The 12,281-nt window shown below is 44.7% G+C and carries 12 protein-coding genes; 7 read left to right on the top strand and 5 right to left on the bottom strand.

Annotated features, from left to right (window positions below; all coding sequences use genetic code 11):
* Positions 1-126: 126 nt before the first annotated feature.
* Positions 127-1,761, bottom strand: a complete 1,635-nt coding sequence (gene aceB, locus VV1_RS02205; RefSeq protein ID WP_043921073.1) for a malate synthase A — start codon at positions 1,759-1,761, stop codon at positions 127-129.
* A gap of 607 nt (positions 1,762-2,368) precedes the next feature.
* Entirely contained in the window at positions 2,369-3,274 is a 906-nt protein-coding gene (locus tag VV1_RS02210) for a hydrogen peroxide-inducible genes activator (RefSeq protein WP_011078550.1), read from the bottom strand.
* 197 nt (positions 3,275-3,471) lie between these two features.
* Between VV1_RS02210 and VV1_RS02215 the strand changes: the two genes are divergently transcribed.
* From VV1_RS02215 to VV1_RS02245, 7 genes are all read left to right on the top strand, one after another.
* Positions 3,472-4,080, top strand: a complete 609-nt coding sequence (locus VV1_RS02215) for a peroxiredoxin C (protein WP_011078551.1) — start codon at positions 3,472-3,474, stop codon at positions 4,078-4,080.
* Positions 4,081-4,341: 261 nt separating this feature from the next.
* Positions 4,342-5,094: a copper homeostasis protein CutC gene (locus VV1_RS02220; protein ID WP_011078552.1), complete on the top strand. Its 753-nt coding sequence runs from the start codon at positions 4,342-4,344 to the stop codon at positions 5,092-5,094.
* 53 nt (positions 5,095-5,147) lie between these two features.
* Positions 5,148-5,924, top strand: a complete 777-nt coding sequence (gene ppk2, locus VV1_RS02225; RefSeq protein ID WP_011078553.1) for a polyphosphate kinase 2 — start codon at positions 5,148-5,150, stop codon at positions 5,922-5,924.
* 10 nt (positions 5,925-5,934) lie between these two features.
* Positions 5,935-6,876: a LysR family transcriptional regulator gene (locus tag VV1_RS02230; protein ID WP_011078554.1), complete on the top strand. Its 942-nt coding sequence runs from the start codon at positions 5,935-5,937 to the stop codon at positions 6,874-6,876.
* A 207-nt stretch (positions 6,877-7,083) separates the two neighbouring features.
* Positions 7,084-7,704, top strand: a complete 621-nt coding sequence (locus tag VV1_RS02235; RefSeq protein WP_043921074.1) for a hypothetical protein — start codon at positions 7,084-7,086, stop codon at positions 7,702-7,704.
* Positions 7,705-7,762: 58 nt separating this feature from the next.
* A complete protein-coding gene (locus tag VV1_RS02240) occupies positions 7,763-8,437 on the top strand; it encodes a hypothetical protein (protein ID WP_011078556.1) in 675 nt (224 codons plus the stop codon).
* A gap of 129 nt (positions 8,438-8,566) precedes the next feature.
* A complete protein-coding gene (locus VV1_RS02245) occupies positions 8,567-9,040 on the top strand; it encodes a hypothetical protein (protein WP_011078557.1) in 474 nt (157 codons plus the stop codon).
* 3 nt (positions 9,041-9,043) lie between these two features.
* On the opposite strand, the gene phoU is transcribed toward VV1_RS02245, so the two are convergent.
* Genes phoU through pstA form a run of 3 tightly spaced genes read right to left on the bottom strand, consistent with a single transcriptional unit; the run spans position 9,044 to position 12,257 of the window.
* The gene (phoU, locus tag VV1_RS02250; RefSeq protein WP_011078558.1) at positions 9,044-9,742 is read right to left on the bottom strand and encodes a phosphate signaling complex protein PhoU; all 699 of its coding nucleotides are present in this window, start codon (positions 9,740-9,742) and stop codon (positions 9,044-9,046) included.
* 24 nt (positions 9,743-9,766) lie between these two features.
* Entirely contained in the window at positions 9,767-10,585 is an 819-nt protein-coding gene (gene pstB, locus VV1_RS02255; RefSeq protein ID WP_011078559.1) for a phosphate ABC transporter ATP-binding protein PstB, read from the bottom strand.
* A gap of 1 nt (position 10,586) precedes the next feature.
* Positions 10,587-12,257, bottom strand: a complete 1,671-nt coding sequence (gene pstA, locus VV1_RS02260) for a phosphate ABC transporter permease PstA (protein ID WP_011078560.1) — start codon at positions 12,255-12,257, stop codon at positions 10,587-10,589.
* Positions 12,258-12,281: the final 24 nt, after the last annotated feature.

Here is a 12,281-nt window from a genome sequence, read left to right on the forward strand (position 1 = left end):
GGTCTATCCCTCTTTTGATGAGCGCTGATTATTAAAATTGAGTGCGCTATATATTCCATTTCGTTAGCGGTACATCCTGCTCCGCCAATGAAGGTTCACGTTATTAGTTGTTGATTGGTTTACTCATTAATCTAGGTAGTCATAACCCGGTACGGTTAAGAAGTTGGTTAGCTCATCACTGGTGGTCAGGCTAGCCATCAATTCGGCGGCTTCATGGAAACGGCCTGAGTCAAAACGAGTCTCCCCCACTTCTTGTTTTACGACTTGAATCTCTTCGTCGAGATAACGCTTAAACAACGCTTTGGTCACCACTTCACCGTTATCTAACGACTTACTATGTTGAATCCACTGCCAGATAGAAGCGCGTGAGATCTCTGCGGTCGCTGCATCTTCCATCAAGCCATAAATCGGTACACAGCCATTCCCCGAGATCCACGCCTCTATGTACTGCAATGCAACACGAATATTGTGTCTCATACCTTGTTCTGTTCTTGCTCCATCACAAGGCTCAAGTAACTGTTTAGCTGTAATCGGCGCATCGTCTTGGCGAGTGACATCAAGCTGGTTTTTACGCTCACCTAGAGCACGATTAAACACGTCCATGGCGGTGTCGGCTAAACCAGGATGCGCAACCCAAGTGCCATCATGGCCATTGCTGGCTTCGAGTGATTTATCGTTCTGGATCTTATCCAATACCTTTTGATTCTCTTGTGGATCTTTGGCTGGGATAAAGGCAGCCATCCCTCCCATCGCAAACGCGCCACGTTTATGACAGGTGCGGACAAGTAAACGCGAGTAAGCATTGAGGAACGGCTTGTCCATGGTAACCACCTGACGATCAGGCAGCACACGGTCTGGGTGCTTTTTCAGTGTTTTGATATAGCTAAAAATGTAATCCCAACGGCCACAGTTGAGGCCAACAATATGCTCTTTTAACGAGAAGAGAATCTCATCCATTTCAAAGACGGCAGGCAGCGTCTCGATCAATACCGTGGCTTTGATAGTGCCAGTATCCAAACCGAAATACTCTTCGGTGAAATGGAACACTTCACTCCACCATTTCGCCTCATGATGAGACTGTAACTTAGGAAGATAGAAATAAGGACCACTGCCTTTTTTCAACAACGCTTTGTGGTTGTTAAAGAAATAAAGAGCAAAATCAAATAAGGAACCTGGAATGATCTGACCGCGCCACGTCACATGCTTTTCTTTTAAATGAAGACCGCGGACACGGCAGATCAACACCGCTGGATCGTTGCCCAGCTGATAATGCTTGCCATTATCGGGGTTGGAATAGGAGATGGTGCCATTGACCGCATCACGCAAGTTGATCTGGCCATCCAACACCTTATCCCAAGCTGGAGACATCGAGTCTTCGAAATCCGCCATAAAGACTTTTACATTGGCGTTTAGGGCGTTGATCACCATTTTACGATCGGTTGGCCCGGTAATTTCGACTCGACGATCTTGCAGATCGTTGGGAATCCCCAAAATTTTCCAGCTCCCTTCTCGAATATCCTGAGTCTCTGTAAGAAAATCAGGTAACTCTCCTTGATCGATCTTGTTCTGTCTCTCTTCACGGGCAGTTAACAATTGATCGACGCGCAATGAGAATCGCTCACACAGCTGAGATAAAAAGGTTTGGGCTTCAACAGGGAAAATAGCTTGATGTTCAGGAGACAGGGTTCCTGTTACTTCAAGCATGCCTTGGGTCTGTTGTTCAGCCTGTGTGTTTTCTTTTTCGGGCGTTTGAGCAAGCATCATTCTTCTTCCTTTCATTTTGCTTTACGACGATTCCAGAACAACATTTGTAAGTTTTAAACCACAAAAACCAAACCATCACTTTGTTCAAAAATCCATCCAGCATTTCGTCTTTACGCTTATAACATCCATGATGAGACGTCACATGACAATCTAGACATAAGTCTTACAAGCCTTTAATTAACTTACACCAACAAGCATTAGAGTAAAAGTTCAAAAGTAAACAAAAGGTTAAATTCAAAGTTTTATTCCGTTTCAAACAAGTGCTTGATTTTTGATATCAATGTGTAATTAATTACGTAATTTAATTACACTAAGTAAGCTTACAAAAATCAGTTTTAAACAAGCGTATGAATTCATCTGAAAGGAGTGAAAGCCTGTAGAGCTAAGACTTCAGGGGAGATTTGAGGTGGAAGTTTAAACAGAGAAACAAGTTGTATATGTAAAATTAACAATGTGAAATTTCACAATTTTATGAAAGCTTCATTAAGAAAGTTATGTGAAATTTTACAAGTCAAACTACACCATCAGAATAAAATACTAAAAAACGCACTAAAATTAGTGCGCTTTTTATTGATTACTGCGATTTACTGGCTACTACTATTTGCTAAAGCAGTTCTGAAACAACCTCTGCAAGTTGATTAAATGTTTTACTGCGTGAAGAACTTGGCCGCCAAACCAGCCCAATATCACGATAAGCTTGCTGGCCAGGAGGCTCGATCACCACTAAGTTTTGGTTGTCCAGTAGACCGTGATCGATGGCCATTTGAGGAATAAAGGTGGTGCCAAGTCCATTTGCCACCATTTGCACTAAGGTATGCAAACTGGTCGCACTAAATGGGTTAATCTTCTCTTTGTCAGTCAGTTTACAGGCCGACACCGCGTGTTCAGTCAGACAATGCTCTTTTTCCAATAAAAATACCGACTCGTCAGGCAAGTCGTCATATTTTATTGGCACTTTAATCGCCCCAGCTTGATGGCGACTGATCACCATTTTAAAAGGATCTTGTCCGACAACGCGACTTTCCATCCCATCGATCTCAACGGGTAAGGCGAGGATCAATACGTCCAATTCGCCGTGACGTAAAGCCGTCAACAAGTTGGTTGTTGTATCTTCACGTAATAGAAGATTCAGCTGAGGAAAACGTTGGTTGATCTCTTGTACTAAATCGCACAACAAAAATGGTGCGATGGTAGGAATACAGCCCAGTTTCAATTGCCCTTGCATGCTGTCTCCTTGACAAAGGCTACCCAGTTCAACCAAGTCTTGCCCCTTTGCCAATAGTTCTCTGCCATGCATTACCACCAGTTCACCTGCCTGAGTAAAAACCAAAGGGCTTTTTTTGTCTTTCTTCTCATAGAGAGGACAGCCGATCAACTCTTCTAAATTTTGTATGCCTTTACTTAACGTCGATTGGCTCACAAAGCAACGTTCAGCGGCGTCACTAAAATGTCGCGTTTCATGCAGGGTAATCAGATAGTGTAACTGCTTCAGACTGGGCCATTTATTCATAAAATTATTAATACTTACCATCGTTTGTATGATTAACTCGATAGAATTGCTCTTATCGCTTTTTTCGATGAAGTTAATCTATTTAATTCGCTTTTTTCAATACTACAATCTGTACTATAGTTTGTCGCGTACAAACACGGACTAAGCCAAAAACTTAATCTCTGGTTTAGAAATAAGACATTTTTAGGAGCAAAAAAATGGTACTAGTAGGTCGTCAAGCCCCTGATTTTACTGCAGCTGCTGTTCTAGGTAACGGTGAGATCGTTGATAACTTCAATTTTGCAGAGTTTACTAAAGGTAAGAAAGCTGTTGTTTTCTTCTACCCACTAGACTTCACTTTCGTTTGCCCATCTGAACTGATCGCATTCGACAACCGTTACGAAGATTTCAAAGCAAAAGGCGTTGAAGTGATCGGTGTTTCTATCGACTCTCAGTTTTCTCACAACGCATGGCGTAACACGCCAGTTGAAAATGGCGGTATCGGTCAAGTTAAATACCCTCTAATTGCTGACGTTAAACACGAAATCTGTCAAGCGTACGATGTTGAGCACCCAGAAGCAGGCGTTGCTTTCCGTGGCTCTTTCCTAATCGACGAAGATGGTTTAGTACGTCACCAAGTAGTGAACGATCTACCTCTAGGTCGTAACATCGACGAAATGCTACGCATGGTTGATGCACTGAACTTCCACCAGAAGCACGGCGAAGTATGTCCTGCTCAATGGGAAGAAGGTAAAGCAGGTATGGACGCATCACCTCAAGGTGTTGCAGCGTTCCTATCTGAGCACGCAGCTGACCTTAAAAAATAAGGTTCTTTAACGCCCGAGCTCAAACGGGTGAATGGTTGGAAACGCTCAAAGAGCGTAATAAAACAATAGATTGCGGAAACCGCAACGCGCCAATCAGTATAAAGTAAAGTCCTTCCAAAGCCCGATGCATTGCATCGGGCTTTTCTTTTTCGCACAAAACACCCTCTTAAACCCGGTAATTGAAGCGAAAAAGTTTACCCCTATTCTTCACCATGCTCCTGCTATGATGAACCTCTGTTCTCTCTATTCAAACGAAAAAACATGAGTTACCAAGTCGAAGTTTGTATCGATAATATCGAATCTCTACACAATGCTCTTGAAGGTGGCGCAACTCGGATTGAGCTTTGTTCTTCCCTCGCATTAGGTGGGTTAACCCCTAGTTATGGGTTTATGACCCTTGCGGCAAAATTGTCGACGGTTCCGATTTACGCCATGATCAGGCCAAGACAGGGAGACTTCTTATACAGCGATGATGAATTTGCGATCATGCAGCAAGATATTTTGTCCGCTCAGCAAGCAGGCTTACAAGGCGTGGTATTTGGCCTGCTGACAGCAGATGGCGATATTGATGTCGCAAGAACCCGCATATTGGTCGAACTCGCCCACTCGCTACAGCTTGGCGTAACTTTTCACCGTGCTTTTGATCAATGCCGAGAACCTTTTGCCGCTTTGGAGCAGATCATTGACCTTGGATGCGAGCGAATCTTAACTTCCGGGCTTGCCGCCAGCGCGCCTTTAGGTAAAGAAATACTGACTCAGCTCGTGGCTCACAGCCAATCTCGCCTCGCTATCATGGCTGGCGCAGGTGTCTCCCCTGTTAACGTTGCCGATCTGGCACTGACAACAGGGGTTAAAGAAGTGCATCTTTCAGGCAAGAGCACTCGCCCAAGCAAAATGACCTTTATTGCTTCTGACAGCAAGATGGGCGCAGCGGACCAAGACGATTTTATTATCCCGATTACCCATACAGCCACCATTCGCAATACCGTATTAGCTCTCAAATCAATCAGCTAACTGCCCGAACGCCCTCCTTCAATGCTATGATTTAACAAAGCAAAGGAGGGCGTATGGGAAAGCTGAAAAAAAAGTTCTATGAACAAGAACTCGAGAACTTACAAATTGAGTTAGTCAAACTTCAAGAATGGGTTAAGCATAAAAAACTCAAAGTCGTCGTCATTTTTGAAGGGCGAGATGCCGCTGGTAAAGGCGGTGTTATCAAACGCATTACTGAAAAACTGAATCCTCGCGTCTGTCGTATCGCAGCATTGCCTGCTCCGACAGAGAAAGAAAAAACGCAATGGTATTTCCAACGTTATGTTGCGCATTTACCTGCCGGCGGTGAAATCGTGCTGTTTGATCGCAGCTGGTATAATCGCGCTGGTGTGGAAAAAGTGATGGGATTTTGCAGTGAGGAGGAATATGAAGAGTTTTTGCGATCCTGTCCTGAATTTGAGCGCATGCTACAGCGCTCGGGCATCATACTCCTAAAATACTGGTTCTCCGTTTCCGATGAAGAGCAGGAAAAACGCTTTATCGAACGCATCAACACGCCAATCAAACGCTGGAAGTTTAGCCCGATGGATCTCGAATCGCGTAATCGCTGGGCAGAATATTCCAAAGCCAAAGATGAAATGTTTGCTTATACCGACACGAAATATTGTCCTTGGTGGGTAGTACCCTCAGATGATAAACGCCGTGCTCGCCTCAACTGCATTAGTCATTTACTCAGCAGTATTGACTATCAGGATGTGGTGCATCCACCCGTCACATTACCGGAGCTTAATAAAGAGGGCTACGTCCGTTCTCCTGTTGATGAACAAACCTTTGTCCCTTTTAAATACTGATTAATACAACATGGCCAAAGATCTATTTTACTCTCTCGATTTAAACTTGTTGCGCACCTTCATGGTGCTCTACCAAGAAAAAAACATGCGTAAAGCATCAAAGCGATTGTTCGTTTCACAGCCAGCAATTAGCCAAGCACTACAAAAACTGCGCCATCATTTTGGTGATGAACTGTTTGTCAAAGTCCCCACCGGCTTAGAAGCCACCCCATTTACCGAAACTGTGTTGACGGCTATTACGCCCCATCTCGACGGGTTGGCTTCTGCCCTCAATCAAACCTATGAGTTCAATCCAATCGAGCTTTCTGGCCGAATTAAAATTGCGCTTTCACCTATTGTGATGGCCTCTTTGACTGGGGCTTTATTCACTCGCTTTATTACTCAAGCCCCCAATTGTACGATTGAACTGGTGGGTTGGAACAAAGATACCTTTACCAACATCCAACAAGGAACCATCGATTTCGGCGTCAACTTAGAGCAAGACATTCCGCAGAATATTTCTTGTAAAAAGCTGGTCGAACTGACCGGAAAACTGATTGTAAGACGTGATCATCCGATTGATAAACAAACAGTGACAGCAAAAGATCTCGAACCTTACCCTATCGCTTCAATTATCACTCCAGGATGGAATGACAACTTTACCCATGCAGCGCAACTAATGGAAAAAGAAGGTGCCACTCCAACCGTTGGCTTTCGCTCAGAGATCATTCTTGCCGTGATCGATATTGTTCAACATACCAACTACTTTATGCCTCACTCCAATTTATTTCCTCTCGCACAGTACCCCAATCTAAGAGCGCTTGACATTTTAGTGGCTGGTCGGCCGTTTATGCATGGTGTATTTAGCTACTACCACAGCAGAAACCGCAATAACCCGTTAATGCATTGGATACACCACGAGATCAACGCTGTCCTTGAAAAACAGCTTAGTGATAACTTAAGATTATCATAAAGATAATTAACTGATATTAGATACACCATCACTTATCAACCATTATTGCCATCAGAAATTGTCATGTGAAACAAGGAATCAATTTCTGAGGCAAATTGATGGTTACAAGCAACCCTACCATATCAATACTTGCCTCTTACTGAAGGATTAGACGAATCCCGTTTGCTCATTAGTCGTGAGCTCAACTTCAAGATTGTAGGTATTGATATGAAAAAATCACTGATGTCGCTAGTCATTACTAGCTCACTTGTTTTAGCTGGTTGTTCCTCTAGCGCCAACAACGCTGGCCATTCAGGCACTGAAGCGACACCCGATCGGCTTCCACCAGTGTGGCACTCACCAGAAGACGCAGTAAACACTCCAGATCGCCAACCACCGCTATGGGGTGGCCCAACTGACGATGGCAATACTCCAGATCGTCAACCGCCACTATGGGGTGGCCCAACTGACGATGGTAATCCCCCTGATCGTTTGCCACCAACTTGGAATGACCCAGAGCAACCTCCGATGTGGAATTCACCACTTTACTCTTACGTGATCGACGGCGATAAAATTACCGATGCCAATGGTAATGAATACACAATATCCCGTGAATACTGGAATGACCATGAATTTACCGTTCAAGATAAAGATGGCAACGTCTATTGGGTTCGAAGGCTAACAGATGGTGAACACAGTGGAAACTTCGCAGTATTTCACAATGGGGAAATCATTTATGTCGGTGGCGACACCGTCAAAGGTGGCATCGCTCCAGCACTTGAAGCAGCAAAACCTAAATTGGACCGCCAAGCAGTCAGAGATACGATTCGCGCACGAATCAACCTATAACATCTTCTCCTTTCCTTTGGCTCCCATTGTGGGAGCCAATCTCTGAATAGGTATTTTCATGAGCAAAAAAGCAATGGCCTTTTGCTGCTTAGTTATTAGCGAAGCAGTTCAAGCGGGCTTTAGTGTTTCAATTGAAAAGGACTTAATTGAACTCGGAGTGTCTGCCGCTGTCACCGATAAAAGTTATTTATACATTGGCGCAGATAGCAATGAATGGTTAGGCATTGGTGTTGGCTACCAACACCGTTTGTCATCACAATGGACCGCCAACGCTTACTATGAGTTTGGCTTAGAAGATGATTGGCTGATGAATGACGCTCTGGAAGTTGATGGTGTAAAAACCAAAAGCCATTTTTTAGATTTTTCAACCACGCACCGTTTTGATGACTATTCGACTAAGCTGGGTATCACAGGAGAGTTTACGCGCAACGGCTTTACTTGGATTACAGTGGACGATTCTGATAAGTATTCCATGTATGCTTCTGTAGCCCGCTATTTTCAGTCTCTTTATGTTACTGGCCGATACGAACATCATTACGCCATTGATCGCTCAGACATGATCGATTTCAATCAAGGACACGCCAACGAATGGGAATTCTCAATCGGCACCATGCGATCAATATGGAAAATTTATCCTTATCTCAAAGCCAATATTTTAAGCCCTAATGGTACCTATTACGGAAGCCAAAGCACCAATGTAAGTTGGTCGATGGGCGGAACCATTTCATTTTAACACACATAATAAGCAGGACTTATTAAAGAGATAACCATTGCGACTTATACATAAACAAAATTAATAACCAAGATAACCTCATACAGGAATGGAACTCCATCTTAATACAATCAACTTTTAGGTAATATCATGAAAAAGATGGCGATAATTCTCTCTTCACTTATTTGCTCTAGTGCTTACGCGGGAATCACTATTTCACCAGAGCTCAAACTGGGTCCTTATAAAGGTGCCGGAATTCAAGTGGGTTTAACAAACACTCTCGGTTTTGATGCGGTGTTTGCCGAGTTGGCGAAAACGCGTTATGAGAGCAAAATCTACGATGAAGAAATCTATTCATACCGTGTTGGTTTTCAACAAATGTTTGGTGCCAGCAAACAGCATGGTTTTCAGGCAAGCCTAGGGTTGGCTCAATATGATGGCTATTTAAGAGAAGAGCATAAAACAGCGAATGGTTTAAGCATTGGTGGTAGCTATGTATTCCAAGCAAACCAACATTTGTTTTTACGCGCCGGTGTTGACTTCAACGTGTTTGACACCAATGCAACGTATATCCCATCCGATACCTCGCCTAACTTTAATCTCGGCTTTGGCTTACGTTTCTAACGATTATCTCAGTGCGTCATTGATCCCTTGATCACCCAAATGACGCACATCTTTTCCCTTGACGAAATAGATGATGTACTCGCAGATATTTTGGCAACGATCACCAACTCGTTCAATCGCACGAGCAGACCACATTACTTGAAGGATGTTGGGGATATTCTTCGGATTTTCCATCATATACGTCATAAGCTGGCGAATCACCGCCTCATACTCCGCATCGATTTTATCGTCCATTTTGTGCACTTCGGCTGCCGCATCCACGTCCATCCGCGCAAACGCGTCTAACACCAAGTGCAGCATCTGAATAGCTTGTCGAGCCAGTGGCTCTAAGGAAACATTAAACTGACGCTCTTTTGATGAAGGGCTTTCTATGGCGACATAGGCCATTTTAGTTGCCACATCACCAATGCGTTCTAAATCGGTAATGGTTTTGATGATCGCCATGATAAGGCGCAAATCTTTTGCGGTTGGCTGACGCTTGGCAATGATTCTCGTGCAGGCATCATCAATGGAAACTTCCATCGCATTGACTTTGTGATCATCACGCACCACTCGTCTGGCAAGATCGATATCGTCGTTATGCAGCGCTTGCATGGCAAAAGAAAGCTGTTGTTCAACCAAGCCCCCCATCGTCAAGACATGAGTACGAATAGACTCAAGTTCTACATTGAATTGCCCTGAGATATGACGCCCGAAATGCATAACGATCCTTATCTAAAATATGTGCTAGCCGTAGCGGCCAGTAATGTAATCTTCAGTTTGCTTTTTCATCGGAGAGGTGAAGATGGTATCTGCGTCCGAATACTCAATGAGCTTACCCATGTGGATAAAGGCAGTATAGTCGCTCACTCGCGCAGCTTGCTGCATGTTGTGAGTGACAATGACCACAGTATATTGAGTCTTTAGGTCGTTGATAAGCTCTTCAATCGTTAAAGTTGATATAGGATCCAAAGCCGATGTTGGTTCGTCCAATAACAGCACTTCTGGCTCGATGGCGACCGCTCGGGCAATGACCAATCGCTGCTGTTGCCCACCAGAGAGACCAAAGGCATTCTCATGCAGGCGGTCTTTCACTTCATCCCATAACGCCGCCGAGCGTAAAGATCGCTCTACTGCGTCATCAAGCGTTCGGCTATTTTTCACACCTTGCAAGCGTAAACCATACACCACATTTTCATAGATGGATTTAGGAAATGGATTGGGCCTTTGAAACACCATCCCGACCCGACGCCTTAAGGTTGCAACGTCGACACTAGGATCGTAAACATTGCTGCCATACAGCTTAACGCTGCCTGTCACTTTGCATCCTTCCACTAGATCGTTCATGCGATTAATACAACGCAGCAACGTTGACTTACCACAACCTGACGGACCGATAAATGCCGTCACTCTCCCTTTGGGAATGCGCATCGAAATGTCGTACAGTGCCTGACTTTGACCATAGTGCAGATCCAAGTTCTCAATCGTAATGGCCGTTTTATCGTCAGGCAGATTATTCACATCTAAAGGGGCGTGATAGCCCAATGTGTCATTGAAAGAATACATCTTAGTCTTGCCCCAATGTTCGATATTTTTCGCGTAAATTATTGCGGATACTGATAGCCGTTAAGTTCAAACCGACAATGACCGTCACCAACAAAAAGGACGTGGCATACACCAGTGGTCGCGCCGCTTCGATGTTCGACGTTTGGAAGCCCACATCGTAGATATGAAAGCCAAGGTGCATAAACTTACGCTCAAGATGAATGTAAGGAAACTGGCCATCCACGGGTAAGCTGGACGCTAACTTAACCACACCAACCAACATCAGCGGCGCTACTTCTCCTGCCGCCCGTGCAATCGCCAAAATCAATCCCGTAATGATAGCGGGAGTCGCCATCGGCAACACCACGCGCCACAACGTCTCAAATTGCGTCGCTCCAAGCGCAAGTGAGCCGTGTCGAACCGAGTTAGGAATGCGTGTTAGGCCCTCTTCAGTGGTCACGATGACCACGGGCAGCGTCAATACGGCTAAGGTCAGTGCAGACCACAACAGCCCAGGTGTACCAAAGGTTGGAGCAGGAAGGCGCTCTGCATAAAACAGGTTATCAATTGAACTACCGATGGTGTAAACAAAAAAGCCTAAGCCAAAAACGCCGTACACAATGGAAGGCACACCGGCAAGATTAATGACCGCGATACGGATGACTCGTGTAAAAGCGTTATTTTTGGCGTACTCATGCAGATAGATGGCAGCAATAACCCCCAGCGGCATCACAATAATCGACATGATCAACACAAGGAACACAGTACCAAATATGGCAGGAAAGACGCCACCTGCCGAGTTGGAATCTCGTGGATTTTCTGAGAGGAATTTCCAAATTTCTCTCCCCCAGTGCACAATTTTATCGCCAACATTCATTTTGTTTGGCTGCCAAAAATCCAAAATTTCACTGAGAGGAATAGAGATCACATTACCACTCATTTCTTCCACCAGCAGCGTGTAACCCGTGAGTTGCAAACGTAATCCGTCAAGCTGCTGGTCGTAGTTGGCTAACTCCTGTTCATAGTGTTCGCGTTCCGCTTGATATTGCTGCAAATACTCGGAGCTCAACGTGCCATTGAGCTCTTTGCGCCGCTTATCAAGACGGAGCTGTTCCAATTTCCAACTTAACGGTTTGATGTTTTGCTCAACCACCAGCGCAATTTCTTCACGTAAACGTTCAGCGTATTCGAGCTTGTCTCGCAACAATGGGAAGATATTCTCGTCAGTCTGTATATCGCCATCACGAAACGCTAAGTAGCGGCCATAGAAATCGCCGCCACTGCTGCGTTCAAACACAACAATCTCTTCCGGAGTTGTGGGTTCACTGAGTTGCGACTCCAACACCGAAATAAATTCGGAGGGATACAAACCTCGATTCGCCACTTTGATTTTCAAACGCACCGCTTCTTGCTCATCTTGCACAATAGCCTGTAAAGATGGCGGCAGTTGCGAATAGTCCACTTGGTTTCGCTGATAAACCTGGCCAATCACACGGCTTCCAACCGATGTTTGTGGAGACAACTGAGGTGAGGTTTTTACTATCGTCCACTGATAGACAGGCGCAGGCCAGAAGTAATTAAGCCCCTTCCAACCAATCAAAAGCAGCAGTGCCAACACCGAAAGCAAGCTGATGCTGACCGCTCCCCCTGTCAGCCAAATCCACGGCGCTCCTGAACGAATCCATTTCAGCACGCTAGCTCTCCCAACATTCGACTA

Origin of the sequence: Vibrio vulnificus CMCP6, from assembly GCF_000039765.1 — a bacterium.
GTDB classification, from domain to species: domain Bacteria; phylum Pseudomonadota; class Gammaproteobacteria; order Enterobacterales; family Vibrionaceae; genus Vibrio; species Vibrio vulnificus_B.

What these genes read in the sequence shown, in the direction of transcription:
- aceB (WP_043921073.1), bottom strand. Translation starts at nt 1,761, where the DNA reads ATGCTTGCTCAAACGCCCGAAAAAGAAAACACACAGGCTGAACAACAG.
- VV1_RS02210 (WP_011078550.1), bottom strand. Translation starts at nt 3,274, where the DNA reads ATGAATAAATGGCCCAGTCTGAAGCAGTTACACTATCTGATTACCCTG.
- VV1_RS02215 (WP_011078551.1), top strand. Translation starts at nt 3,472, where the DNA reads ATGGTACTAGTAGGTCGTCAAGCCCCTGATTTTACTGCAGCTGCTGTT.
- VV1_RS02220 (WP_011078552.1), top strand. Translation starts at nt 4,342, where the DNA reads ATGAGTTACCAAGTCGAAGTTTGTATCGATAATATCGAATCTCTACAC.
- ppk2 (WP_011078553.1), top strand. Translation starts at nt 5,148, where the DNA reads ATGGGAAAGCTGAAAAAAAAGTTCTATGAACAAGAACTCGAGAACTTA.
- VV1_RS02230 (WP_011078554.1), top strand. Translation starts at nt 5,935, where the DNA reads ATGGCCAAAGATCTATTTTACTCTCTCGATTTAAACTTGTTGCGCACC.
- VV1_RS02235 (WP_043921074.1), top strand. Translation starts at nt 7,084, where the DNA reads ATGAAAAAATCACTGATGTCGCTAGTCATTACTAGCTCACTTGTTTTA.
- VV1_RS02240 (WP_011078556.1), top strand. Translation starts at nt 7,763, where the DNA reads ATGAGCAAAAAAGCAATGGCCTTTTGCTGCTTAGTTATTAGCGAAGCA.
- VV1_RS02245 (WP_011078557.1), top strand. Translation starts at nt 8,567, where the DNA reads ATGAAAAAGATGGCGATAATTCTCTCTTCACTTATTTGCTCTAGTGCT.
- phoU (WP_011078558.1), bottom strand. Translation starts at nt 9,742, where the DNA reads ATGCATTTCGGGCGTCATATCTCAGGGCAATTCAATGTAGAACTTGAG.
- pstB (WP_011078559.1), bottom strand. Translation starts at nt 10,585, where the DNA reads ATGTATTCTTTCAATGACACATTGGGCTATCACGCCCCTTTAGATGTG.